Raw genomic sequence first — 26022 nt, 5'->3', positions numbered from 1 at the left:
CAATTCGGGTGTTTTTTTGCGAAAAACCCCCGTTTATTACTACGAGCAATTGTCTCCTTATGACACCACAAAAAAAGAGATTTATTCAAAGGGCTCGAATAAATCTCAAGATAGAAATTGAAAAACCTCTTTTATTATACTATAGAACGTAACAAATTTAATATGGGTATTATTACCAGTTATTTTCGCTACTTAAAGCCCCCCCCTAATTTCTTCCACAAAACCTGTATGAAATTCGTATTTTAAGTAAATAACATGTAGAGACACTATCCAAATTTAGGGAGGGCCTTCAATTGGTAATTGAATTGAATTGGATGTTATTTGTTATGATCATTTTAGCGAGTTATCGTTTTACTCATTTAATCGTTTTTGATAAGGTTACTGAATTTATACGTAAACCCTTTTTAAAGGAAAAAACAATCAATGAGGATGGACACAAAAAAACAAAAAAGGTACCTGATTCAAAGTTAGGTTACTTATTAAATTGTTATTGGTGTACAGGTATTTGGAGTGCGATCATCTTTGGATTAGGCTATTTACTTTATCCTTCTATATTTGTCCCTGCCATATTTATTTTCGCAATCGCTGGTGGTCAAACGATACTCGAAACGTTTGTAGGGGTTGGCACTAAAGCCATTCAAGCCTTAAACAAACACACCCACTAAGTTAAATCGATACGCTTTATTTCATCCATCAACTGACGTGAACGTTTAGCATTTCCTTCTGCGAATTCCCGTAAGCGAAGTTTTAATTCTTCGCTTTCATGAATTCGTTCGGCTGCAATTAAATAAGTTCGCATCATTTCTTCTTCTTGGTCTACAGAAGCTTGAAGTATTTCAATTAAATTATCGTCTTTATGACTCATATTATCACCTCTCTTTTAAAATCCCCAAACAAAAGAAAGGCATTCATTTTTTCTCAATTGTGACCATTGTCACCTCATATTTTATTTTTATTGGTTAAAATTAATTTTATAAGAAAAGCGAAATCTATACTCTAAAAAAAATTACTATTTATAGGAGGAAAAGTATGAATTTTAACTCACCTTGTTCTGGGGCATTTGGCGATCCAAAGGAAATTAATTATTCAGCCCCATTAAAGCAATTAATTGATGAACACCCTTCACTTCTAGCGAAAATGGCAGAATTTAATCAAATGGTAGAAACATTCGAAGAAGATAATACAACTGATTGGACAAAAGCCGTTAATGAGTTACATGATAAAATTACTACTTTCATTACAGAACTAGAACCTCATTCCAATCGAGAAGAGGATGTCCTTTTTGAGATGATGGTTAAATATATTGGTCGTGATGGTGGTCCAATTGCAGTAATGGAATATGAACATTCTACAGCTAAATTAAACTTAAAACAATTTATGGATAAGGTTTCCGTAATAAAAGAGGAAAATAAAGAAGTATCGAAAGAGGAAGCCTTCTCTTTATTTCACCATCTTAAAATTGTATATATAACGTTAACAGATCATTTTATGAAAGAAGAAAACATCCTATTTCCTATGGCAGAACAAATGCTATCCGATGAAGAAAAACAAGAACTAATCATTCAATTTGAAAAAATAAAATAAAGAGAACTCGTTCTAGCTTCGCTAGAACATCGGAAATTCAGATGGTGTCTCAACTCCACCTGAATGAAAGTTCCCACCTACGCTTAGAGGTGGGGTTCTGACCCTTAAGTTCAAATCAGTTTGATTAACTGAGAATGTTGAATTTTGTTTAATTGATATTTGGGATGAAAGGCTCCATATCATATCTTAAACTATTCAACATTCTTTTTTTTAATGTAATATACTTGTTCCTTGATCATCATCATTTCCAATGTGACCAATACCTTCTTCTGACATTTTTAATCTGAGCTTTTCATATAAGTACAAAGCAACCATTTCAAACTTCTCTTCTCCATTTAACTCTAAAAAAACCTTTTCCAAATCACTCGTTTTCATGCCATCCAATATTCCATAAATGATGACAAAAATGTCTTCCTCGTCACCCGTTAAATGATTCCTATACATTTCAAACACATCATCAATAATTTTCAATATAAACACCTCTTTTGTATTAGGAAGTTTTCGTAAATGCAACTCAGTAATTGTTTAATTTTATTTACATAGCTTGTAAAGGAGGAGTAAAATATGGGTTAACTATCATGAAAAGGAGAACTAAGATAAACATGTTACTTTTTCCTACAATTAAAAACCGTAGATTAGATTTTTATAAAGGTTTAACTGCCGGTCTCAGTATTGCTCTCGGTTATATGCCAGTGGCACTTACTTTTGGTTTTATTGCAAATACAACTGGATTGACTATAATCGAAACTCTCGCAATGAGTGCCTTTGTATTTGCGGGGGCAGCTCAATATATGTCATTAAGTTTAATTGCAATTGGCACAGGCGCACTTGAGATTATTTTTACAACCTTTATTATAAATATACGTCACTTATTGATGACAACTGTTATTAGTGATAAGGCAGAAAAAGGCCATCCAATCATTAAAGGAATTTATGCCTTTGGAATTACTGATGAAGTATTTGCAGTAACTTCAACAAAAGAAGGACGATTAACAAGTTCGTACATCTTCGGAGTAGCGTTTATTGCATATTCTAGCTGGGTGATTAATTCAGGAATCGGTTATGTCATTGGCACTTCATTACCAGAAACACTTCAAAAGAGTATGTCGGTTGCGCTATATGCGTTATTTATTGCCTTATTGGCTCCGTCATTGAAAAAACATCGAAAAGTAATTTTACTAGCAAGTTTTGCTGCAATATTTAATTCTCTTTTTACATTTGTTATCCCAAGTGGTTGGGCCATTATATGCGCGACAATACTTTCATCAATAATCGTTGAAGTTATATATTCAAAAAAACAACCTTATTTAAATAAAGAATTAGGTAAAAATCAGGAGTGTCAATAAATTATGTCTATGAACATTGCCCTTATTATTTTCGGAATGGCTATCGTTACATATATTCCTAGAGTGCTACCCCTTATTACGATGAACGGAAAAGAAATGCCCCCAAAGGTCAAAGCTATACTTCAAAACGTTCCATATGCTGCCTTGGGCGCACTAATTTTTCCTGGAATACTGTTCATTCAGGGAGATATCTGGTTTGGAGTCATTGGCGGTATCACAGCGCTCATCATCGCGCTTATAGGTGCAAATCTCATTGTAGTAGTTGCCAGTGCGATAACAGCCTTAACAATATATTCATTTTTTATCTGAATTTGTTTTCTAGTAACATTTCGTATTACAATAGAGTGATAACGAAATAAACAAGTGGTGACCTATGGAGAAAAAACAATTACTTACTAATATCGAATATTTTTTAGAAAATTATTTTCAAAGTCGTATTATAGAACGTGGTAAAAGTTATTTTTACAATGGAAATGTTTCCGACACGTATTTATTAAACGACAGCTTCTCTGCAACTGTTGAAGGAACTACCTATTATGAAGTTACCATTGCCTTAAATGATTTAAAACAGAGCCATTGTAATTGTCCTTATGAGAAAAATTGCAAGCATATGGTTGCCGTTTTATTAGAGTTAGAAAAGATACTTCAAGAAACAGCATCTCTTTCATTAGTTTCTACAACATATCTACAGATTGATCATCCTGAGATTGTGAGAAAGCACTTAATAGATGATATACAGCCGTATGTAGATAAAATATATCAACTTCTTTCGAAAAATGGCCATTACAGTAATGACCACTTAAAATATATCGTTAAACAATTTTTCGAGGAGCTTGATCAAATTGAAGCAAAAAAGGCAGCTCAATTTAAAATTATAAGTTTCACAGTACTAATGGATGAAATAATAAAAAAAGCAACTGATTACGATACATATCGATTTCGCCAAAATCGTTTTTTAGCTTTTTTTAATGAGTTGATTCAACAAGGATATCCTTTCCTAAAACAAGAAGTTGTTGAAGCGAACGTGCCTTTTTATGAATGGTACACATCACTTCTTCTCGACCAAACTAATAAAAAAGAAATAGAAGCACCATATGAAAAACTAATTTCTACTTGGCTATTATGTGAAGAAAGAGAAAATGTATTAATTATTCACGCAAAGCAATTATTAAGCCTTAACAATAAAAATAATCAAATCTATTTAACAAAATTAGCTAGCCTGTTATATTTACAAGCGAATGACGGTGCTAGTTCTTTAACTTTACTGAAACAACTCAAATCTAAACTACATAACAGTGAACTTGTTGACCATTTTTTAATAATGGAACGAAAAAAAGATTTTGTTATGATGAAACACTGGTTTGATTTATTTTTTCCGCACGAAAAACCAAAACAAGGTACGATGCTCGGAAAACTCTTTGAAGAAATGTTAATAGAAACTGGTAGTGAAGAAGAAAAGTTAACGATTGTTTGGAAAAACTGGCTTGAACACCCACAGTTCGGTTCATATAAATCAAGGATTAAAAAGAGCGACCCATTAGAGAAACGAAAAATATTAAAATATATTATCCCTAAATTAAGAGCTGATTTATATCGTCCTCAAACTGAAGCAACTTATTATAATATTGTGACAGAAGAAGAGCTTTTTGAAGAAGGAATACATTCATTATTAACACATAAAAAAGATGTGTATGTAATCTCTCCTGAAATCGAAAAGATGTTAAAGGTGATAATAAAGAAACAACCACAGCTACTGTTACCATTCTATCATCAACTCGTGGAAAGATTAGTACAAAAAAAATCTCGAGTTCATTATGAAGAAGCGGCTGCCTTTATAAAAAAATTAAAAATTATTTACGAAAAACTGAACAACACACACACATTTAATTTATATAAAAACGGACTAAAACAACGATTTAAAACGTTCCGTGCGTTTATTCAGGAGCTGAATAAAATTGATAAATAGTTATAACCCAAACCCTATTATTGTCCATGGTGGACTATTAAAAAAAAAATCAGGGTATAGTATTTTCATATGGGCAGAACAAAAAAAACATAAAAAATATGTAGACATAGAACCATTTAAGTACCCGTTTCTTTATTCTCCTTTTGAGTTAAAATTAGCTTTATTTCGTCAACACGAGCCATCATTTTACGGGACTTTTTTAGAAACTGAAGAATGCCATATTCAAGTACCTTTAAACAATCGCTTATTTTACAGTTTAGCTGGCAGTGTTCCTGTTTATCACGTACCATCTACTTATGAAACTCACCTATTTCCGATAAATGGGTTAGAAATTCCTAATCAGAATATTCCTTTGTATATTTCTGCCTTTTTGCAGTTAATAAATACAGATGAATGGCAACTTGCTGATGATTTTATTTTTCTGCAACAGCTAATGAGAACACTGTTAAATGAACTGATTGAAGGTAATTTAATACCAAATCAAAATGGCGAGTGGGGCATACCTAATTTTCCTTTTAAGGAATGGGAAGATAGTTCGCCCTCTTCTCTTTTAGCACTACTACCAACAAATTACTCTCTCATTGATAAAGAAGTAGAAAAAGCATCTTTAAAAGCCTTTTCTCTTTCATTTATCAACAGTTACGTCAGTCATTTAATAAGGAATGATCAAGAAATAATAAAATCCTTTAACAACATTCAAGAAAGTCAGTCAGACTATGTAAAAAATATCATCAGCGACCTTCAAGAAGATAAACCAATATCTCACTCTTCTAAAGCACATCAACATTTTTTGGAGAGTATTGGGGCAGTTGAAGTGGCTCCGTTCAAACTTGGGGTTCGGGTTGAAGAGAAAAAAGGAACGGATGATTGGCAAATAACATTATTTATACAAGATCGGAAAGACCCAACATTAATGATTGATGTTAATGAGCTTCTTGTTGGAAATCATCCCTGGAGAGAAAATCCGATAACTTTCTTTAAAGAAGCACTCAAAAATACCCAAAACCAAATAATAGACTTTGAAAAATTTTCTTTAACTAAACCTTCTATAAAGGTATCAATTGAAGAAGCGTATAATTTATTAAGAGATAATCAAATAGAATTAGAGCAGCTCGGAATAGCGGTTCTTGTCCCTAGTTGGTGGCATAAAAAAGAAGATGATTTCTTCGTTACCCTTAAACAAAAAGAAATTAGTGAACATAGAGGTCATGTTGAACCTTTATTAAATTGGCAATCAATTGCTGAGTTTGATTATTCTATATCCGTTGGTGGAGTCACCGTTTCCGAAGAAGAATTTCATGAACTCGTAAACCATAAACAACCGATTGTGAAACTAAGGGGGAAATGGGTACTTTGGGATGTAAATACAGCCCAAAAAATTCAAGAAAAAATTAAACGATACAAAGAAAAAAAGAAACTTACTTATATGCAAGCATATCAGCTTCATTTACAAGATGAAATTGAAAAAAATATTAAATGGGAAGCTCAATGGAACAAGAAAATCGAATCTTTATTACAGGATTTAATGGTTCATACTTGGGAAAAGGCCCCCTTACCAAAAGAATTAAACGGTACATTGCGTCCATATCAGCAGGATGGATATTCTTGGTTATTAAATATGAGGAAAATTGGTTTTGGCGCATGTCTTGCTGATGATATGGGGTTAGGAAAAACGATACAAACGATCTCATACTTACTTGCTGTAAAAGAAGCTAATAATGGAAAGTTAACTGAACCATTCCTTCTTATTTGCCCAACATCATTGATCGGAAATTGGGAACACGAGTTACATTTATTCGCTCCAACATTTAACGTCTATGTTCATCATGGACAAAACCGCTCAATTGATGAACTTACTGAAGTTGATATTGTTATTACATCATATTCTTTATCTGTTCGAGATGAATCTTTATGGAAGGCCAGAAATTGGGAAGCTCTTATACTAGATGAAGCGCAACATGTTAAGAATATTGAAACAAAACAAAGAAAAAGCATTAAACAAATTGATGCTGTTCATAAAATTGCATTAACGGGTACTCCAATCGAAAATCGATTAAAAGAACTTTGGTCAATCATCGATTTATTAAATGATCATTTTCTTGGTTCGTACCAACAATTCTCAAAGACATACATTAAAGAAATTGAAGCAAGTGAGCAAAATATAGAAAAGCTTAATGAACTACGATCAATAATCTCACCATTTTTACTTAGAAGAACAAAACAAGATAAGCATATTCACATCCAGCTTCCTAGTAAAAATGAAATTATCCATCGTGTAGGATTAACTGTAGAACAAGCTAGTTTGTATCAAGCAGTAATTAATGATCTGTTTGAGAAAATAGATACTGTTTCTGAAATGGAGCGCCGAGCATTAATTTTAAGTAGCCTAACAAAACTAAAACAAATTTGTAATCACCCTACACACTATTTAAAAGACGGTGGCAGTCTTGAAAATCGTTCTGAAAAATGGGAAGAACTGATGCTTTTAGCTGATACCATTGTTTCTAACCAAGAAAAGGCGCTTATTTTTACTCAATATAAAGAAATGGGTTCAATCATTCAAAACGGTCTAGAAGAAAAATTACAAACAACGATACCATTTTTACATGGTAGTTTACAAAGACAAAAACGTGAAGAGCTTATACATGAGTTTATGAATGGGAATGCACCATTTTTTATTCTTTCGTTGAAGGCTGGTGGAGTAGGACTTAATTTAACTGCAGCTACCCATGTCATCCATTACGATCGATGGTGGAATCCTGCTGTAGAAAATCAAGCTACTGACAGAGCGTACAGAATTGGTCAAACCGAAGACGTTACTGTTCATAAGCTACTTACAAAAGGGACATTGGAAGAAAAAATTCATACTATGCTAGAAAGAAAACAACAACTGTCTGATCAAATACTAAATACAAATGAAAATAAACTATCTGAGTTGTCAACAAGTGAATTAGAACAATTCCTTAAATTGCGCAGTTCTAATTTATCGTAATGAAAGGAGTATAAAATGACTTCCAAAGATCAATTACCTGAAACCTTTCATCATTATTGGCATATGTCAAAGGAATTACCGAAAAAAAAGACTTACACTTCTAATAAAGAAAACCTCAGTGATGAATGGAAATTATTTTTAGAAGCTGTAAAAAAACGAGTACAAAAAGATATACCAAATCGATAAAGCTGAACTTTCCTTTGTGAGTCAATGCGTTCATTGCAAGTGGAAAAATAAGAAGGTGGGGCACTTTATGCTCCACCTTCATTCAACAGTAATTGACTTTTCGACCTTAAATTGATCTCGCTCAACATTTTCTTCGTTGATCGCCATAATTTGTAGTTCACCAATAGTAGTGTAAGTTCCTGCTGAAATTCTTTCCCCATTTACTTTCATATCCCATTCTTCTGACCAATTTAGCGTCTCAGAAGATTTTAGTTCTTTCATCACTATTGCCATCGTAAACATTTTTCCATCACTATAACGATAAACAATATTATCATTTTCATCAATGACAGTTATTTCAAATTGTTGCCCAGAAGGAAATTGTAATTGTTTGTGTTCATCAGTGTTATTAGTTAAAGACAACTCAAACATAAGCTTACTGTTTAATTCAGAAACACTAATATTAGTACTTACCATCTTTTTTCCATCCTCACCTTGATTATCATTCGTTTGATTACTAGTACCACAGCCACCAATAACAATAATACTCATTAGGATGATGAATTTACTGACCATTAACAAAAATTTCACCACCTTCCATACATTATTTTTATCCCGTTATTTTAAACAGTTAGACTGAAAATTCACCTAACTCTCTTTTCTAAACATTCCATAAATTCCGGCTGTTTCAACAATATTAGTAAAAGCTTTATCGTCTTTTTCTTCAATAATCTTCTTCAGATGATATAGTTCATATCTAGTGATAACGATCATAAGCATCTCTTTATCTTCTTTAGAATACCCACCTCTAGCTGGAATACGTGTTATTCCTCTTGTAAGCTTTTCATGAATCGCAGCTTGTAATTCATCAGGTTTACTAGTTACAATTAACGCAGTTAGCTTCACATGGCGAGTGTGGATAGTATCAATAATTCTCGAACAAACATATAGTGTTACCAACGTATATAATGCTTTTTCCCAATCGAAAAGTAGACCCGCGGTTAATACAATCGCACCATTAATGACAAAGAAATATGTTCCTAGAGGTCGTTCACTATACCTCGCTAATACTAAAGCTATAATATCAACTCCCCCTGAGGAAGCACCATATTTTAAAATAAGACCAGCACCAATAGCCATAATAACTCCACCGAAAACCGAGTTTAACAAAATATCCTGAGAGATTGAGACAATTGGTAAAATCTCTAAAGAGATTGTTGTTACAGCTACACTAAAAAAACTATATAGAGTAAAACGTTTTCCTATTTTTAACCAACCTAAAATAGCAACAGGGATGTTTAGTATGAATAGAAAAATACCCGTTGATAAAGGTGTTAGCGCCCCTAATATTTGAGCTACACCAGTAAATCCACTTGCAAAAACGTTTGCTGGTATTAAAAAGAAGTTTAACGATACTGCTAATAAAATTGAACCAATTATATATATTATTATTTTCTTTATTTCTTCCAAAATTAAAAAGCTCCTTTCTTTGTTCATATTTCACCCTAAACTTTACAATATCTAACCTATTATACAGTCTTTCCTATTTTAGAACATACCATTTTTCATAAAAGGCTCATTACAATTAATTTTCACAATTCATGATTCTTGCCACTAAGATACTACCCCTAGGTACGTTGAACCTTTCGTAACTAGAGATAAATGTATGAGGCTCGATTTTGGTAATTATGAAATTCACTCACATAAATACCTTTTGTTTGGAAAAAATATCTATAGACTTTAAGTGAAAGGAGCTTTAAAAAATGCCTCATACGAAAGATAACGATAAAAAGAAACAGGACAATAATGCAAAACGCCATATAAAAAATGTTCAAAGAGGGAAGAACACTGAACGTGGCGAAAGACAATTCTCTAAAAAAACAGACCATTTATAAGAAAAGCGCAAGCGCCGCAGCTCTAGACGTAAAAAGATGGACTGAGTCGAGTGAGATATAGGAGAGTCGAAAGTCGTTAGACTTTCGTTCTCGACTTATCGTAGACGAGACGAAGGAAGCTTTCTAGTCGATAGGGCACCTGGAGCTAGACAGTTTCTAAGTTAGAAATTTTATACTTTACCTTATAAGAAAATCGAAAGCACCCTTGTTCATCCACATAATGCTGAACTTCAATCAGTGGGGGTTTTCTTTCATCCCCCACCTAAACTTTTCGATATTCTAAGTTTTGAGGTGGGTTGTCTGACTGTTTCTTAGTTGTAGGATAACTTTCTCCTTTTTTATTTCATATCTGGTTAACTCTATACTTTTTAGGTTACATAATATTACTAACTATAGAATAGTTATAAGTAACTTTAGTTGGAGGTATATGTTATTATTGTTATAGTGGTAGATATATAACTAATCTTATATTGCAAACCAAAGTCTGAATTTTCTTTTTAATCCTTGTACCAAACCAAAATGAGGTGACGATATGGCAATTATTGTGGTTTGTAAAAAATGTAAAGGTACTGGCAAAGTAGAGGAATCTCGCTTTATTCTTTTCAATGTTAAAGTAAAATGCCCCATTTGTTGCGGTAAACGAAAAGTCGATATATCTACATTAAATTCTACTCGTAACTTTTAATGATAATTAGGCCGAATTACAAAGATATACGATATAAGATAAACAATAAAAAAGTAAGCAGAAGGTTTTCCCTCCTACTTACTGATATAGCTTTGAAACATCAGTTACAACATTTTCTAAACCTGTCTTAACTTCATCATCCCATGTGAGCATTCCACCATAAAAATTATGCGCTTCTTTTATTCCATTTTCTATCAAAAATCGAGCTACATGGTGACTCCGACTTCCGCTACGGCAAACGAGAATATACTCTTTATCACTTTTTAAATCTTCTAAAATATTTGGTATGTTATGCATCGGTATTAATGGAATACCAGGAATGTGAAAAGCTTCATACTCTTCTCGCTCTCTCACATCTATAATTACTGTATTCTTTGGTTTATCTTTAAGAATTTGTTTTAGTTCATTTACATCAATTTGTTTAACACCTTCATTAATAAAAGCCATATTAAACCTCCACCTCCAACAATTAACACTATACACATACAGTTTACTTGACTATATATCTTTTTACAAGGAATGTGCTGCCATATTTTACGTTTCTATATCCCTACATAATAACTATCAATAATCATGCTCCTAAGCGTTGAATTTCAACCTTTCAAACGATTAAAGATAAGTAAACAACTCCAATAAACATCAAAAACAGAAGTACATATCATTGTACTTCTGTTTATATTTTGTTCCATTAATTTATTTTATCCAAGGAGGAAAAAATTTGACCAATGATCCTTATCACTCTATTCTATTTCTCAACTTCAGTAAGCGATATGTATGTGATACAACAACTTTACATACTGCATAAGTTGGCACCGCTAATAACATTCCAATAATTCCTGCAAACCTTCCAGCAACAATTAAAAGTAATATTATTGTTAACGGATGTACAGCCAGTTTTTTCCCCATAATTTGTGGTGAAATAAAATTACTTTCGAATTGCTGAACAACAACAATCACAATCAAGACTTTTAATACCATAAATGGTGAATGAATAATTGCTACAATAACAGCTGGCACAGTTCCAATCCATGGACCTACAAAAGGAATGACATTCGTAAACATAGCAACTAAAGCTAAAATTAATGAATACTCTATGTCTATAATTAAGAAACCTGCATACATCAAGATTCCAACACACATACTCACAAGTATTTGACCTTGAATATAAGAACTTAATTTTACATCCATTTCTCCTAATATTTTTTGTCCTTCGATTCTTTGTTTCTCAGGTAGTAGTTTTAACACTTGATTAGGAGCTTTTTCACCTTCTTTTAACATGTAAAAAAGAATGAATGGAATAATAATAAATACAACGACAACATTCGTAATAAAACTAAATAATCCAGCAATATTAGTGCTAATTATATTAAATGCTTGATTAACATAATGAGTCGTATTAGCTGAAAGCGTATCGAAAGACAATGTTTCTGACCATTCAAAACGATTAATCCAGTCATTTTCTTGAAGTTGAATAATTAATGCACGTATCTCATTAATTAAATATGGAAGGTTATTGACTAGACTGTTCACCTGTTTTTGTAAAATTGGACCAATTAATAATACTAATAATGTTATTAATCCAACAACAGCTAAGTAGATGATTATGATAGCTAATGTTTTCGGAAGCTTTTGTTTATGTAGCAAATTTACGATTGGTCGAAATAAATAATACAAAACTCCGGCAAGGAGAAACGGAACAAATAGCGCTTCTACAAAAACAACAATTGGCCGAAATATAAATTGTACAAGTGTTCCTAAGTATATAATTAAAAACAACATAATAATTCCTAAAAATACACGAAACCATTTATATTGTGACAACAAGTACTCACCACTCTTTTTCACTTTCTTATGAAATAAAATAAGCTTGTTTAATTATAGCACAATTCATTTAATTTTTTCTATTTATTACCACTCAAAAAAGATGAAGACTAAAGTGCTCATTCATCCTTTTTTTCAGATCTATTTAACGCTTTACATGTTTGACGCTTTACTAATTTGTGAGGGATTATCACACTTTTAACTTCTTTTGTAGGTTCTTTAATTTTTTCAACTAAAAGCTTCATCGCTTCAAAGCCTAGTCCGAAAATATTAATGTCGACAGTGGTCATAGGTGGAGAAGAAAGCTCTGAAATCAAAACATTATTAAAACTAACAATTGATATATCATCAGGAACACGTATTCCCATTTCACTAAACATCTTTAACAATCCGAAAGTCATAATATCATCTAAACCGATAAGTGCGGTTGGTGGTACTGATGAACTCATTAACTGAATGATCGCATCCTCTCCTCCTTGCTCTAATTCATGATGCGAAATAATATATTCTTCCCTAATAGGAATTTTTGCATTTTTTAGTGCCTGTTCATAGCCTTTCTTATGGTCGACTGCTACAACAAAGTCTAACTCTCCACCAATAAAAGCAATATTCCGATGCCCCAACAACAACAAATACTCCGTAACCGTTTTCGCAGCTTTGTAATTGTCGTTATTCACATAAGTAATGCTATGAATTTCTTCATTGTATGGACGCCCTATTAAAACAAAAGGAAATTTTTGTTGTTGTAAATAAGGCATAATTTTATCATTTACTCTTGAATACAGAAGAATAATCCCATCTACTCTTCCTCCTTGCACCATATGTACGACTTCTTGAAAGATTTCTTCTTCTGTTTGTCCTGTTGATAAATACAAGCCGTAATTTTCTTGATAAGCTTTGGAACTTATTCCCCGAATAACTTCAGGGAAGAAGGGGTTTTGGAACGATTTATTTGCTGAGCTAGGCATGACAATACCTATTGTATTTGTACTCTTATTTGCTAAACTTCTAGCATGAAAGTTTGGATGATAACCTAGTTTCTCCATCGCTTCTCGAACTTTTACTTTTGTCTTTTCACTAATTCTAGGACTATTAGCTATAACACGAGATACTGTGGAAGGAGCGACATTTGCTAGTTTTGCAACGTCTTTAATTGTTACTGCCATAGTTCTCCTCTTTTCCCTCTTTATTTATTAACTATCTTTATATATTTTAGCTATTTTTATATCCTTTAACAATGAAATTTTTCTATTTCAAAATACTCGAAGAAAAAGATATGGAAAGATATAATAATTTACCCCTCCCATATCTTTAGTGTTATCTTGTTGAAGCTAGTTCACTTGTGTTTTTCATGCTAATACTATTCTTGTTTGTTTTTAATAAATAAACTCTTGCCTCGTAAGGTTTTAAAACTACTTTTTTTATATCTTCTATAGGGTCAACATCATAGTTACCAATACAGAATTTTCTTGGTTTATCAATAAGTGTTTCAGGTAAAGTAAACTCTGCTTCCTCTTCAAAAAGGTTAGTCAGAATTAATACTATTTCATCCGCTAAGGTCCTAGTATATGCGTAAATATATTCATGTTCTTCTAAAACTAACTCATAACTTCCATATACTAAAGCCGGTATTTCATTACGTAATTGGATTAACTTCTTATAGTAATTGTAAATAGAGTTCGGATCTTCGATTGATTGTTGAACATTAATTTGTTTATAATTTGGATTCACCTTTAACCATGGTTGCCCTGTAGTAAATCCTGCATTCTCTTCATCATTCCATTGCATAGGAGTACGAGAATTATCACGTCCATTTTTCCAAATAATATCCATAATTTCCTCATGAGTTTTTCCATTTTCAATTTCACTTTTATATAAGTTTTTAATTGCAACATCATTATAATCTTCAATGGAATTAAACTTTACATTGGTCATACCAATTTCCTGGCCTTGGTAAATGAAAGGGGTTCCTTGCATTAAAAAATATAATGTAGCTAAAGCTTTAGCAGACTCTACTCGGAATTTATCACTGTTTCCCCACGTAGATACAGAACGTGGTTGATCATGGTTTTCTAGAAAAAGTGCATTCCAACCTTTCCCGTCTAGTTCTTTTTGCCATTTAGTAAATGTTTCTTTGAGTGCAGCGAGATCTATCCCTTTTTCTGTATTTTTACCCCAAAGATCTAAATGTTCAAATTGAAATATCATATTAAAATAACCACTTTTTTCACTCACCCATTCCTCTGCATGTTCAGCTTTCACACCATTTGCTTCACCAACTGTCATAATATCGTATTTGTCGAAAGTTTCACGTTTTAATTCTTTTAGAAAAACATCTATTCCTTTTTGGTTCATATGGCCATCAAGTGAAGGGACGTATTTTAACTTCTTTGGATTCGGCATATCTGGGAAACCCTTTAACTTTTTAATATGAGAAATAGCATCTACACGGAAGCCATCTATTCCTTTATCTAACCACCAATTTATCATCTCGTACAGCTCTTTTCGGACAACATTATTTTCCCAGTTCAAATCAGGCTGTTTACGTGAAAAAACATGTAAATAATACTCATTTGTTTTCTCATCAAATTCCCAAGCAGAACCGCTAAAAATAGATTCCCAATTATTCGGCTCCTTTCCTTTTTTCCCTGGATGCCAAATATAATAATCTCTATATGGATTTTCCTTTGAAGATCGCGCTTCAATAAACCAAGGATGCTCGTCAGATGTATGATTGATGACTAAATCCATGATTAATTTCATGCCTCTGGAATGAACTTCATTTAGTAGCGTATCAAAATCAGCCATCGTTCCAAAATCCTCCATAATCCCTTTATAATCACTTATATCATAACCGTTATCATCATTTGGAGAACTATATATCGGGCCTATCCAAATAACATCTATTCCTAAACCCTTTAGATAATCTAGTTTAGATATAACTCCTTGAATATCACCAATTCCATCTCCATTTGAATCCATGAAACTTCGTGGATAAATTTGATAAGCTACTGCTTCTTTCCACCATGTTTTAACCATATTCTCCACCCTTCTCATATCTCACTCACTATTAATAATCCCTTTACCCCTATACGATCTACTCTTTTATTTAAGAATTCGTTACGATCCAAAGGAGCAATGTTGAATATATAATCATACCAGCTGCTAAAACTAACAATATAATTGATAACACTTTGAACCTTTTAAGCATGAAAAGCACCTACTTTATTAATTATCCTTTTTCAGCACCAGCTGTTAATCCTTCTACTATATATTTTTGGAATATGAAAAATCCTAACATAAGTGGGATTGAAATTAATACTGCTCCAGCTGCAAACACCGTAAAATTGTTATTCGCCTGACCAGAAATTAATGTAAACAATCCTTGAGCTAATGTCCATTGATTACTTGAACGAAGAATAACTTCCGCCATAATAAAGTCCATACTTGCAGCAATAAAACTATTAAAGGCAACAAAAGCAACTATTGGCGTTGCAAGTGGAAGCATAACTTGAACAAAAATTTGTAAATTAGAAGCTCCATCAATCCTTGCTGCCTCCTCTAAACTTCTTGGAATACCATCAAAAAAACCTTTAACAATCCAAGTATTAAACGCAACACTCCCAGCAGCTAAAACTAAAATATAACCGAGATGAGTATCTAATAACCCAAAAGAACCTAACAAAGTGTAGATCGCGATCATCCCCATAATTGTCGGGAACATTTGCAAAATGATAATGGCCATCAAACCTTGTCTTTTGCCTTTAAAATTAAATCTTGAAAAAGCATATCCTGATAAAACTCCAAAGAATGTAGCAATAAGCATGTTTGACACAGCAATTTTCATTGTATTTTTGTACCAAGTGACATAATTATAATCATCAAACAACGCACGGTAATGACCCCAGTTCAAGTCAGAAAAACTTGGAAAAATTTGAGCTGCGCGTAGTGAACTACCAGGATTAACCGATCCTATAAATACAAAGTAAACTGGAAACAGACAAATAAGCGCTAAAATGATTAAAATGCTATAGACAATAAAATAATTAGTGAATTTCATAAACTTTTGTTTTGTAATCATGATTAAAAATCCCCTTTCATTGATTTCGTATTTTTCAAATTAAAATACGCAAAACATGCAATGATAAGGAAAACCAATAATGCAACAGCAGATGCAATCGCATATTGACCGTTATCTAGTGTCATTTTAAAGATCCATGATAGTAGAATATCAGTGTGACCTGCAAAGTTGTAATTAGAATTCGTCGGTCCACCTTCAGTCATTAAATAAATGAATGTTAATTGGTTAAAATTAAATGCAAATGTAAAGACCATTAATGGAACTGCGGCTACCATTACAATTGGAAAAGTTATTTTTCTGAACTGCTGAACAATTGTTGCACCATCGACTTGGGCTGCTTCATAAAGCTCTTTACTAATTGTTGTTAATATTGCAGTAAACAATGCCATCCAAAATGGAAAACCTAACCAAAGATTGGTTAATAAAACTGCTACTTTTGCCCACAGCGGATCCGATAACCATGGAATTCCATTTAAGCCGACTGCTCTTAACATATCATTAATAATTCCATACTGACCGTTGTACATACTTCTAAAAATTAAGATTGTCACAAAACCTGGTACTGCCCACGGTAGGATAAATAAATTCCTCCAAAACTTCGTAAACTTTACTACTTTTTGCGACAATACAACTGCTACAAAAAGACCAAAAAATACGACCATCACAGTTGATAACGTTGCCCAAATGATTGTCCAAGAGAAAACCCCAATAAACGTTCCTCTCCACGATTCCATTGTAAATAATCGAACAAACTGTTGAAGTCCAACCCAATCTACTAAATTAGCTGGCGGTAAGTAGTTAGGGGAGGAATAATTGGTAAATGCTATTAAAGCAGTAAATATTAACGGAAAAACTGTTAATAGAACCATGAACAAAGCTGTAGGAGTGATTAGTATATATGCGAAACCGTTTTCCCAAACATTTTTCATCGTAGCTTTAAACGGTTGAATAGCTTTTCCCTGTTCGCGTAATTTACCGATTTGATAGGCGTCACGAATATTAAAATAATAAACAAATAATATAGCAATAAGTAAAAACAATAAGAGAAGTCCTTCTGCCATCAATAAAATTGAATGATCTCCTTGCTCAATGATACGTCCTCGTTGTCTTACTTGGGGTGTTTCACCTAAGGTAATTAACCCATACAATCCATCAATAATCGGTCTTGAAAAAAAGACTAATACTAAAACCTTGCTCAAAGATAATAGTATACCCTTGATATACTGTTTATTATAAATTTGCCCTAACCCCATAAAAAGTGCTGATAACACAGCAGCGATCTTGCTATGGCTATTATGAGTGCTTGATATTTGAAGCTTATTCTCCATAGTATTCATACTCCTTTACTTTAGAGTGACATTCTTTTTTATTACACCTTCGATTCCTACTGTTATTAGATTTAAATTCAGTCGGTAAAAAGGCTTACTTTTATTGACCATCAATTGAAAAGTACGCTATATCAGATCTTTAGGAGCAGATTACCTCCACCTAGGTTTTCTGATTTTCATTCGTTTTGAGATGGGGGTATTACTGCCCCTTAAGTACGGGATAAATGCTGATCATTGAGAAGGTAAGAAATTCTTAACCTTTCTCAATGATCAAATCATTTACTATTTTCATATTCTAAGGACTGACGTTACTGCTGCTGTTCTCTAATTGCGTTTTCAATCGTATTAACTGCACGATCTAAAGCTTCTTGGATATCAACATCATTATTCCAAACCTCGTTTACCGCTGCTTCCATCGGTCCCCAAACTAAAGGCATTTCAGGAACATTTGGCATTGGAACAGCATGCTCCGCTTGCTCAAGGAATGCTACTGCAAATGGATTGCTTTGAATAACTTCGTTATCAAGAAGTGCTAAACGTGGTGGTAGGTGACCAACTGTTTCATATAATTTCAATAAATTTTCCTCACTAGTAATAAATTTTGCAAATAACGCACTAGCATCAGGGTATGGAGTATATGCATTTACATAAAAGGCACCTGCACCAGAGAAGCTTGTAGGATTTTGTCCATTATCTAGAACAGGTAGTGGCGTAATACCAAAGTCGATTCCAGCACTTCTATATCCTTGAATTGCCCATGGTCCATTAATATCGAATGCCATATCTCCTGTTTCAAAAAGTGATGTTCTTACATCATAAGTGATGTCTTCAGCCGCTACACCAGGAGCAATTTCATCACGAAGCTCCTTAATTAATTCAACTGCCTTCACAGAACCTTCATTATTTAGCCCAATCTCACTTACATCTGTGTTATTATCACCAAATACATAACCACCATAGCCACCGAAAAATCCATATGTGAAATAGAAATTTCCAGGCTCCATCATAAAGCCACGATCAATCTCATCATTAAGCTCTTTTGCAACTGCAATAAATTCATCCATAGTTGCAGGAGGTGTATCTACTAAATCTTTATTATAATAAAGTGCATATGTTTCAATTCGGGCCGGGTAACCATAAAGAACATCATCAAATGAAGTTGCTTGTATCGCTGCATCCATAAATTCAGCTTCATATTCCTCTGGCCAGAAATTTTCTAATACTAATCCCGCAGATATTGCTCGTCCAATTCGATCATGAGTTGAAGCAAATACATCACCAGCAAGTCCAGATGGCCCGTCTGTAGCTAAACGTTCTGGAGCATCTTCTTGGTTAACTTCTTCTACCTGTACAGGAACTCCATACTCAGCTTCAAATGCTTCTGCCATTTCCCTTGCCCAATCTAAGTTTTCATCTCCTTCACTCCAAAATAAAAGTTCCGCTCCTTCTTCTGGTACAATTTCAAAATCAAAATCACTTTCTTCATTTACTCCATTATCTACAGCTCCATCCGTGTCTTCTTTAGCAGCATCATCATTCCCACCACAAGCAACTAAAGTCAGCATCATTATCATCAATAATGAAAGTAATAAAAATTTCGTATTCTTTACCATTTTCTTTCCCCCTTATATTTTCAATAGAGTTTTCAGTAGAATGAGATGAACCGCTTACAAGTAATGCCATCAAACACGAAAGCAAGAAATTTCTTACTAAGTATGAATATAAATTTAAATAACTATGCAAAAAATTCTTACTTTAATATTTTTGACTATCACAAATTCCAAAGCATCCAACCTCACTCAAGACAAACGTTTGCGCACTGTTTTAAAAAAATAAACATTACGTACCTATCAAGGAAAACGCTTGCACTGTTTGTCTTTAAAGCTATTATACTATGACTCGTAAAAAAAACAAGAGTTTTTTAGGAATATCTTTAATTAATGTTATAGGAAAAATATAGGGGAAAGCCTTTGCAGAGATGTTATAATGACCACACCCCTGAACACAACGCACTCGTTTGCACTACTCTCCTTTATATCTTTGATTATATAAATAGTGAAAAATGCCTGAAATATTTCTTCAGTATGGTGTTAATATCTACTTTTATTTACTTCCCTTCCCGTCTGGCTAATCTACGAAAATCGCTTGGTGTTATTCCTTCATTTTTTTTAAACACTCTTGTAAAGTATGCACTATCCTGAATTCCTATTTGTCTTGAAATTGAATCTAGCTTCTCATTTGTATTTGATAAGAAATTTTTTGCTTTGGTCAATCGATAGGAAGTTAGATAATGCATTGGTGTTACCCCTAACGTTTTTTGCATACATCGTGTTATATAGTCAGGATGAAGAAGTAACTCTTTGGAAAGATTGTCCATTTTTATCGTTTCCTTATAATAATTCGCTTGAATAAATGCTATTGCATGTTTTGTAACTTGTTCAGCACTTGTCGGTATTCGAATAGCATCCGATTGCAACTGTAATAATATTTCTTGAAAAATAATTTGTTCTTTTAATCGTTTTTCAGGCTTATTGGAACTATCTAAAGAAAATAAACGCGTTATTTCAGAATCTATAAATTTTTCGTTAATAAGAGTGCCGTATCTCGGGATATGCAATACATGTTTTGCAGCTTCAATTCCTGTTTTTTCTTGCTTGATAATCATACCCCAATTAATATCAGCAACTTCTTTTAGTTCATAATGTACATCTATATCAAAATGCAACCAATAGTAATGTGTATCTGTATCGCAAGGCTTATAACTAAAGTGTTCAAGACCAGGTGCCAAAATGATATATTGCCCTTCTTTCACATCATAATTCACACCATTTTCGCACATATAAATGACTCCACTTTTTACAACTAATAGATCAAAAACAGTAAAAACTCTTTTAATATGCTTCTTACCTTTTTTAAAGCAGTGTGCTCTACCATTAATATATGTCGGGTAAGGTGGAGCTAAGAAACACAAAGTATTCAAAATAAAGCCACTCCTTCAAGGTCGGAAAAATCCAATTATTATCGTTATTATGTCTTTTTATCATATAGAAAAACGTTTACACTAATGATACTGAAAAATTCGTATATGTCCAATAATAACGCATCAAGCCATAGAAAATCGGAGGAAAAACTAGATGAATAAGTTAAAATCTAATAAAACAGAAAGGCTAACTTTATTTGCTATAACTTGGCCTATCTTCATTGAAATCTTATTACACATGTTAATGGGTAGTGCTGATACGTTAATGCTAAGTCAATATGATGATAACGCTGTTGCATCAGTAGGTGTTGCTAACCAAGTACTTAATCTAATTATTGTCATGTTTGGCTTTATTGCAGCAGGTACTAGTATTCTAATTGCTCAATATGTAGGTGCAAAAAAAGAAGAAGAAGCAAACAAAATCGGCGTTGTTTCTATCGCTGCAAATCTAATTTTCGGAATTTTGTTAAGCATTATTATATTCATACTTGCACCTACTATATTAAAGGCAATGAATATCCCTTCAGAGCTAACGGACTCGTCTTTAATCTATTTACAAATTGTCGGTGGATTGTCATTTATTCAAGCATTAATATTAACCATTGCTGCCATCATAAGAAGTCACGGCTTTACAAAAGATGCAATGTATGTAACCTTTGGAATGAATTTAATCAATGTCATAGGAAACTACTTTTTTATTTTTGGTCCATTTGGTTTCCCGGTATTAGGTGTTACTGGGGTAGCTATCTCCACTACACTTAGTCGAACAATTGGTCTTACTGCGATGATCATTATTCTTTATTACCGGACAAAAGGAAATATCCCAATTGCATTTCTTTTTAAAAAGTTCCCTAAGGAGGAACTAAAAAAACTTTTAAAAATCGGCATACCATCAGCTGGTGAACATATCGCATATAATACATCTCAAATAGCAATCACTTATTTCATAGCTTCTATGGGAACAATAGCCTTAACCTCTAAAGTTTATACACAAAACATCATGATGTTTATTTTACTTTTCTCTATTGCCATTGGCCAAGGTACACAAATTTTAATCGGTCAATACGTCGGTGCAGAGAAATTTGTAGCTGCCTACAAACGGTGTATAAAAAGTCTAAAAATTGCCATATTCGTCTCTACTGTAATGGCTATTATTTTCACCTTGTTTAGTAAGCCTTTGTTTAGTATTTTCACAAATAATCCAGAAATTATTACCATTGGTAGTACACTTCTATTTTTAACCATAATTTTAGAGCCTGGAAGAGCTTTTAACCTTGTAGTAATCAGTTCATTACGAGCTGCGGGAGATGTGAAGTTCCCAGTTTATATAGGAATTATTTCAATGTGGGGAGTTGCTGTTGTCCTTTCATACCTTTTAGGAATTCACTTTGGCCTAGGACTAATTGGTGTCTGGATTGCCTTCAGTGCCGACGAATGGCTACGGGGTTTACTAATGTTAAAACGTTGGAGGTCAAAAAAATGGAAGCAAATGTCCTTTGTAGACAAAGAAACTGTAAGGCCATTGTCCATCCAAGAAAAAAAACGTGTCCCTTCAACGTTTCATTAATCAATTCCTTTCTCCTTTTGTAATCGGTCAACTATGTAACTTAATAATTTGTAATATTACTTCCCACACTTTTTGTTATCAATAACTTGTTTAGCAAATTTATTTAACATAAAATAACAGTAACATGAGTTTGGAAAACCTTTTAATCATTTTTAAACTCATACTCCCCTTGCTTGAAGGCTGTTTTACTGAGTACTCGATATAACAGCCTTTTTTTTAATTTTTTCATTATGTATAGTTTAAAAGATCACCATTCAAAAAAGTTTCTACTAAATCTTTTTTGACAAAAAAATATTTCTCTGTGTAAAATAATATATAGATACCTAGCATACATAATTTATGTTAGTAGAAATTATTAATAAAATAAAAATAGGGGGAATTAATTTGAAAAAGAAAATGTTGGTTCTTTTCAGTTTGCTACTGAGCATTTCTCTACTTCTAGTTGCTTGTGGTGACACTGAAACACAATTGCAACTTGGAACTGGAAGTCCAGGCGGTACATATTACCCACTCGGGACAGAAATTGCTAACGTTGTTAGCGCTGAAATCGATGGTCTTTCAGTAAGTGCAGTTTCATCAGGTGCATCTGTTGAAAATCTTTCTATGATTGGCCAAGGAGAAATGGACCTAGGAATGACTGTTCACATTCCTGCTCAGGAAGCAGTTAATGGAGAAGGTGCCTTTGATGCACCTGTAGAAAATTTCGGTTTTATCGGCCACATTTATCCTGAAGTTATGCAAGTTGTCACAACAAAGAATTCAGGTATTACTTCAATTGCTGATTTAGCAGGAAAACGAGTAGCAATTGGTCCAGCCGGTAGTGGTACTCAAGCTGCGGCTAAATTAATTCTTGAAGCACATGGCATTGAGGATGGTGACTATACTGAATTTGCTGAAGGATTCGGTAATGCTGCTGGTCAATTACAAGATGGAAACATCGACGCTCTATTTGGTTTACTAGGATTACCTGCTTCAGCTGTAACAGAATTAGCACTAAACCGCGATATTGTTATTCTTGATATCGAAGGCGAAGCCTTAGATTACATCCTAGCTAATAGCGAGTACGGTCACTTAGAAATCCCTGCGGATGCATATGAATTCTTAGATGCACCTGTAAGTACAGTTACTGCATATGCAGTTTTAGTAGGATCTTTAGATACAATTGATGAAGATTTAGGCTATAACATCACAAAAGCTATGTTTGAAAATGCTACTAAGGTTACACATGATCAAGCACAACATTTAACAATCGAAAATGCTCTTAATGGGTCAGAAGGTTTACCTTTCCATCCAGGAGCAGAAAAGTACTTCAAAGAAATTGGTCTTAAATAATTTAGAAAAATAGACCGGACTTTACGTTCGGTCTATTTTATACGTATCAAACGAGTATCTTTTCCATATTACTTATATTGTATTTTCATCAAAAACTTCCGTTTGAAACGGATATCGATGAAAAAGCAGGAAATATTGAGCCTCCTACTTTTTCATCGATTTTAATTTATTATTCAGGTGGTGAATTCATGGTTAATAAAAATGATCTAAACGAACAAGAACTCTTAGCCAAATATGATCGAGAAGCGGCATATAGAACCAACCTTAAGAAGTGGGCTTGGGTTATTACGATTATTGCTATTTCTTTAACTTTTTTTCAACTTTACACTGCACTTAAAGGGTCTTATGTATCTATGATTCAAGGAGCCATTCATCTTGGTGCAGGATTATCGCTTATTTTTCTTTTATACCCTGTTAAGCGATCACTTATTAAGAATCCAGGAATTGCATGGTATGACGTACTTTTCGCTTTCTTATCGTTAGGTTGTAATTTTTATATTATTTATAATTATGAATGGTTAACGACACGAGCTTTAACAACTGGATTTTCTACTTTAGATGTTATTGTTGCTTCCTTAACAATCGCTTTACTACTAGAAGCAACACGCCGTGCTGTAGGTTTACCCATCGTTATTATTGCTTTACTCGCAATAGCATATGGTTTATGGGGAAAATACATTCCAGTTTTTGGCCATCGTGGTTTTTCATGGGAAGGTTTAGTAAGAAGACTTGTATATAGTGACAATGCAATTTTCGGGATCCCTATTCAAATTTCTTCAACATTTATTTATTTGTTTTTATTTTTTGGTGTTATGCTTACGAAAACTGGTATCGGCCAATTTTTTAATGATTTAGCCTTTGGAGCAACAGGGCGTTTTACCGGTGGAACAGCAAAAGCTGCGGTTTCTGCTAGTGCACTTCAAGGTATGGTGACCGGTAGTTCGGTCGCTAATACTGTTGGATCGGGCTCATTTACTATACCTATGATGAAACGAGCTGGTTTTAAACCTGAATTTGCAGCAGCTTCTGAGGCTTCTGCTTCGACTGGTGGACAAATCATGCCACCAATTATGGGAGCTGCAGCATTCATTATGGCTGAATATACTGGTATCCCATATAGTCAAATTATTATAATAGCAATCGTACCTGCTATCTTATACTTTTCAGGAGTGTTTATGGGAGTACATTTTGAAGCAAAGAAAAGTGGAATTTTAGGCTTACCTAAAAGTGAATTACCGTCTTTCAAAAGTTTAGCTAAACGCGCAGACCTACTCCTCCCTCTATTTACAATCGTCGGTATGCTATTTTACGGATACACGCCTACTTATGCGGCTTTATGGGGTATTTTAGTTTCTTTTTTAGTAAGTTTAACTAGAAAAGATACACGCATGTCGATACGTGATGTATTCCAAGCTTTAGAACAAGGTGCAAGAGTAGCACTGCCTGTTATTGCTGCTTGTGCAAGTGCAGGAATAATTGTTGGAATTGTAGTATTTACTGGTTTAGGTGGAAAAATTGCTGGTGGAATATTAGATTTAGCTGGTGGAAGTTTCTTTTTACTTTTATTCTTTACAATGTTTGCTTGTATTTTATTAGGTATGGGACTACCAACGACTGCAAATTATGTAGTCACTGCTTCAATGGCTGCACCTGCATTACTTGAATTTGGGGTGCCTGTTATTGCTGCCCATATGTTTGTTTTTTACTTTGGAATTGTTGCAGATATTACACCACCTGTTTGTCTCGCAGCCTACGCTGGAGCGGGGATAGCAAGGGCAAATCCTATGAAATCTGGAATTAATGCACTGAAATTAGCTATTGCAGCATTTATCATTCCTTATGTTTTCGTTTATAATCCAGTTTTAGTATTAGAAGATGCAACATTTTCAACCTTTACTCCCGTATTATTAACGGCACTTATTGGAATGACAGCCATTAGTGCAGCGATGATGAATTATTTTGTCTATAAACCATTATTCGTTGAAAGAATTATGTTACTCGTTTCTGGTGTTTTATTGATTTATCCTAATAACTTGGTGTTTTCTTTTATAGGTTTAGTTTTACTTGTTTCAATCGGGACCATTCAACATTTCCGTAAAAAGAGCCATCTTAATCAAAAGGCTAATGCTTAATAAGCATGAAATTTTTGAGCTTTTTAGAGAAATTCACAAATATTGTGGGTTTCTCTTTTTTATATGTTTTAACGCAAAAGCATTTTCTTGTAATCATCTAATAAAAACTAGTAATTTTTTGACCGAATTTGTCTTTATTTGTTATACT

The 26022-nt window shown here is 33.4% G+C and carries 23 protein-coding genes; 11 read left to right on the top strand and 12 right to left on the bottom strand.

From position 1 onward, the window contains the following. Nucleotides 1-314 precede the first annotated feature (314 nt). Nucleotides 315-665, top strand: coding sequence for a DUF1360 domain-containing protein (locus BKP45_RS12825; protein ID WP_211272972.1), 351 nt, complete (start codon nucleotides 315-317; stop codon nucleotides 663-665). On the opposite strand, the gene BKP45_RS12820 is transcribed toward BKP45_RS12825, so the two are convergent. Then, complete coding sequence (locus tag BKP45_RS12820; RefSeq protein WP_071390054.1) at nucleotides 662-865, bottom strand: hypothetical protein; 204 nt, start codon at nucleotides 863-865, stop codon at nucleotides 662-664. The two genes, BKP45_RS12825 and BKP45_RS12820, sit on opposite strands and share 4 nt — an antisense overlap. A 164-nt stretch (nucleotides 866-1029) precedes the next feature. Between BKP45_RS12820 and BKP45_RS12815 the strand changes: the two genes are divergently transcribed. Beyond that, complete coding sequence (locus BKP45_RS12815; protein ID WP_071390053.1) at nucleotides 1030-1584, top strand: hemerythrin domain-containing protein; 555 nt, start codon at nucleotides 1030-1032, stop codon at nucleotides 1582-1584. Between the two features lie 210 nt (nucleotides 1585-1794). Here BKP45_RS12815 and BKP45_RS12810 read toward each other — a convergent pair whose 3' ends face one another. Further along, entirely contained in the window at nucleotides 1795-2055 is a 261-nt protein-coding gene (locus tag BKP45_RS12810; RefSeq protein ID WP_071390052.1) for a DUF6154 family protein, read from the bottom strand. Nucleotides 2056-2186: 131 nt separating this feature from the next. Between BKP45_RS12810 and BKP45_RS12805 the strand changes: the two genes are divergently transcribed. The 5 genes from BKP45_RS12805 (at nucleotide 2187) to BKP45_RS22555 (ending at nucleotide 8074) form a co-directional block, all read left to right on the top strand. Next, nucleotides 2187-2930: an AzlC family ABC transporter permease gene (locus BKP45_RS12805; protein ID WP_071390051.1), complete on the top strand. Its 744-nt coding sequence runs from the start codon at nucleotides 2187-2189 to the stop codon at nucleotides 2928-2930. Between the two features lie 3 nt (nucleotides 2931-2933). After that, nucleotides 2934-3239 carry an AzlD domain-containing protein gene (locus tag BKP45_RS12800; protein WP_071390050.1) on the top strand — a complete coding sequence of 102 codons (306 nt, stop codon included), beginning with the start codon at nucleotides 2934-2936 and terminating at the stop codon, nucleotides 3237-3239. 64 nt (nucleotides 3240-3303) lie between these two features. Then, nucleotides 3304-4896 carry an SWIM zinc finger family protein gene (locus BKP45_RS12795; RefSeq protein ID WP_071390049.1) on the top strand — a complete coding sequence of 531 codons (1593 nt, stop codon included), beginning with the start codon at nucleotides 3304-3306 and terminating at the stop codon, nucleotides 4894-4896. Then, nucleotides 4886-7888 carry a DEAD/DEAH box helicase gene (locus tag BKP45_RS12790; protein WP_084787896.1) on the top strand — a complete coding sequence of 1001 codons (3003 nt, stop codon included), beginning with the start codon at nucleotides 4886-4888 and terminating at the stop codon, nucleotides 7886-7888. Before BKP45_RS12795 ends, BKP45_RS12790 begins: the two co-directional genes overlap by 11 nt. Before the next feature lie 15 nt (nucleotides 7889-7903). Continuing rightward, nucleotides 7904-8074 (top strand): hypothetical protein, encoded by a 171-nt coding sequence (locus BKP45_RS22555; protein ID WP_169824107.1) that lies wholly within the window; start codon nucleotides 7904-7906, stop codon nucleotides 8072-8074. Between the two features lie 78 nt (nucleotides 8075-8152). On the opposite strand, the gene BKP45_RS12785 is transcribed toward BKP45_RS22555, so the two are convergent. Further along, entirely contained in the window at nucleotides 8153-8629 is a 477-nt protein-coding gene (locus BKP45_RS12785) for a BsuPI-related putative proteinase inhibitor (RefSeq protein ID WP_245747473.1), read from the bottom strand. A 72-nt stretch (nucleotides 8630-8701) separates the two neighbouring features. Beyond that, nucleotides 8702-9550 carry a YitT family protein gene (locus BKP45_RS12780; RefSeq protein WP_071390047.1) on the bottom strand — a complete coding sequence of 283 codons (849 nt, stop codon included), beginning with the start codon at nucleotides 9548-9550 and terminating at the stop codon, nucleotides 8702-8704. Between the two features lie 266 nt (nucleotides 9551-9816). Here BKP45_RS12780 and BKP45_RS22130 point away from each other — a divergent pair, with 266 nt between their 5' ends. Then, the gene (locus BKP45_RS22130; RefSeq protein ID WP_139193821.1) at nucleotides 9817-9948 is read left to right on the top strand and encodes a DUF3941 domain-containing protein; all 132 of its coding nucleotides are present in this window, start codon (nucleotides 9817-9819) and stop codon (nucleotides 9946-9948) included. A gap of 763 nt (nucleotides 9949-10711) precedes the next feature. On the opposite strand, the gene BKP45_RS12775 is transcribed toward BKP45_RS22130, so the two are convergent. From BKP45_RS12775 to BKP45_RS12740, 8 genes are all read right to left on the bottom strand, one after another. Continuing rightward, on the bottom strand, nucleotides 10712-11080 hold the full coding sequence (locus BKP45_RS12775; protein ID WP_071390046.1) for a rhodanese-like domain-containing protein: 369 nt from the start codon (nucleotides 11078-11080) through the stop codon (nucleotides 10712-10714). A 288-nt stretch (nucleotides 11081-11368) separates the two neighbouring features. Beyond that, on the bottom strand, nucleotides 11369-12454 hold the full coding sequence (locus BKP45_RS12770; RefSeq protein ID WP_071390045.1) for an AI-2E family transporter: 1086 nt from the start codon (nucleotides 12452-12454) through the stop codon (nucleotides 11369-11371). Between the two features lie 119 nt (nucleotides 12455-12573). Beyond that, on the bottom strand, nucleotides 12574-13620 hold the full coding sequence (locus tag BKP45_RS12765) for a LacI family DNA-binding transcriptional regulator (protein ID WP_071390044.1): 1047 nt from the start codon (nucleotides 13618-13620) through the stop codon (nucleotides 12574-12576). A gap of 151 nt (nucleotides 13621-13771) precedes the next feature. Then, nucleotides 13772-15493: a glycoside hydrolase family 13 protein gene (locus BKP45_RS12760; protein ID WP_071390043.1), complete on the bottom strand. Its 1722-nt coding sequence runs from the start codon at nucleotides 15491-15493 to the stop codon at nucleotides 13772-13774. 193 nt (nucleotides 15494-15686) lie between these two features. Continuing rightward, nucleotides 15687-16535: a sugar ABC transporter permease gene (locus BKP45_RS12755; RefSeq protein WP_084787894.1), complete on the bottom strand. Its 849-nt coding sequence runs from the start codon at nucleotides 16533-16535 to the stop codon at nucleotides 15687-15689. A 2-nt stretch (nucleotides 16536-16537) separates the two neighbouring features. Then, nucleotides 16538-17863: a carbohydrate ABC transporter permease gene (locus BKP45_RS12750; RefSeq protein WP_071390042.1), complete on the bottom strand. Its 1326-nt coding sequence runs from the start codon at nucleotides 17861-17863 to the stop codon at nucleotides 16538-16540. A 308-nt stretch (nucleotides 17864-18171) separates the two neighbouring features. Then, nucleotides 18172-19476, bottom strand: coding sequence for a sugar ABC transporter substrate-binding protein (locus tag BKP45_RS12745; protein WP_071390041.1), 1305 nt, complete (start codon nucleotides 19474-19476; stop codon nucleotides 18172-18174). A gap of 494 nt (nucleotides 19477-19970) precedes the next feature. After that, the gene (locus BKP45_RS12740) at nucleotides 19971-20843 is read right to left on the bottom strand and encodes an AraC family transcriptional regulator (protein ID WP_071390040.1); all 873 of its coding nucleotides are present in this window, start codon (nucleotides 20841-20843) and stop codon (nucleotides 19971-19973) included. A 154-nt stretch (nucleotides 20844-20997) separates the two neighbouring features. Between BKP45_RS12740 and BKP45_RS12735 the strand changes: the two genes are divergently transcribed. The 3 genes from BKP45_RS12735 (at nucleotide 20998) to BKP45_RS12725 (ending at nucleotide 25874) form a co-directional block, all read left to right on the top strand. Beyond that, nucleotides 20998-22410 carry an MATE family efflux transporter gene (locus tag BKP45_RS12735; protein ID WP_071390039.1) on the top strand — a complete coding sequence of 471 codons (1413 nt, stop codon included), beginning with the start codon at nucleotides 20998-21000 and terminating at the stop codon, nucleotides 22408-22410. A gap of 384 nt (nucleotides 22411-22794) precedes the next feature. After that, nucleotides 22795-23742, top strand: a complete 948-nt coding sequence (locus BKP45_RS12730; RefSeq protein WP_071390038.1) for a TAXI family TRAP transporter solute-binding subunit — start codon at nucleotides 22795-22797, stop codon at nucleotides 23740-23742. Nucleotides 23743-23930: 188 nt separating this feature from the next. Further along, nucleotides 23931-25874 carry a TRAP transporter permease gene (locus BKP45_RS12725; RefSeq protein WP_071390165.1) on the top strand — a complete coding sequence of 648 codons (1944 nt, stop codon included), beginning with the start codon at nucleotides 23931-23933 and terminating at the stop codon, nucleotides 25872-25874. The last annotated feature ends 148 nt before the right edge of the window (nucleotides 25875-26022 follow it).

The organism is Anaerobacillus alkalidiazotrophicus (assembly GCF_001866055.1).
This window is presented reverse-complemented; position numbering and strand designations above follow the sequence as displayed.

Coding starts and splice junctions, on each gene's coding strand:
- BKP45_RS12825 (WP_211272972.1), top strand. CDS start 315: ATGTTATTTGTTATGATCATTTTAGCGAGTTATCGTTTTACTCATTTA.
- BKP45_RS12820 (WP_071390054.1), bottom strand. CDS start 865: ATGAGTCATAAAGACGATAATTTAATTGAAATACTTCAAGCTTCTGTA.
- BKP45_RS12815 (WP_071390053.1), top strand. CDS start 1,030: ATGAATTTTAACTCACCTTGTTCTGGGGCATTTGGCGATCCAAAGGAA.
- BKP45_RS12805 (WP_071390051.1), top strand. CDS start 2,187: ATGTTACTTTTTCCTACAATTAAAAACCGTAGATTAGATTTTTATAAA.
- BKP45_RS12800 (WP_071390050.1), top strand. CDS start 2,934: ATGTCTATGAACATTGCCCTTATTATTTTCGGAATGGCTATCGTTACA.
- BKP45_RS12795 (WP_071390049.1), top strand. CDS start 3,304: ATGGAGAAAAAACAATTACTTACTAATATCGAATATTTTTTAGAAAAT.
- BKP45_RS22555 (WP_169824107.1), top strand. CDS start 7,904: ATGACTTCCAAAGATCAATTACCTGAAACCTTTCATCATTATTGGCAT.
- BKP45_RS12785 (WP_245747473.1), bottom strand. CDS start 8,629: ATGGTCAGTAAATTCATCATCCTAATGAGTATTATTGTTATTGGTGGC.
- BKP45_RS12780 (WP_071390047.1), bottom strand. CDS start 9,550: ATGAACAAAGAAAGGAGCTTTTTAATTTTGGAAGAAATAAAGAAAATA.
- BKP45_RS22130 (WP_139193821.1), top strand. CDS start 9,817: ATGCCTCATACGAAAGATAACGATAAAAAGAAACAGGACAATAATGCA.
- BKP45_RS12775 (WP_071390046.1), bottom strand. CDS start 11,080: ATGGCTTTTATTAATGAAGGTGTTAAACAAATTGATGTAAATGAACTA.
- BKP45_RS12765 (WP_071390044.1), bottom strand. CDS start 13,620: ATGGCAGTAACAATTAAAGACGTTGCAAAACTAGCAAATGTCGCTCCT.
- BKP45_RS12760 (WP_071390043.1), bottom strand. CDS start 15,493: ATGGTTAAAACATGGTGGAAAGAAGCAGTAGCTTATCAAATTTATCCA.
- BKP45_RS12755 (WP_084787894.1), bottom strand. CDS start 16,535: ATGATTACAAAACAAAAGTTTATGAAATTCACTAATTATTTTATTGTC.
- BKP45_RS12750 (WP_071390042.1), bottom strand. CDS start 17,863: ATGGAGAATAAGCTTCAAATATCAAGCACTCATAATAGCCATAGCAAG.
- BKP45_RS12745 (WP_071390041.1), bottom strand. CDS start 19,476: ATGGTAAAGAATACGAAATTTTTATTACTTTCATTATTGATGATAATG.
- BKP45_RS12735 (WP_071390039.1), top strand. CDS start 20,998: ATGAATAAGTTAAAATCTAATAAAACAGAAAGGCTAACTTTATTTGCT.
- BKP45_RS12725 (WP_071390165.1), top strand. CDS start 23,931: ATGGTTAATAAAAATGATCTAAACGAACAAGAACTCTTAGCCAAATAT.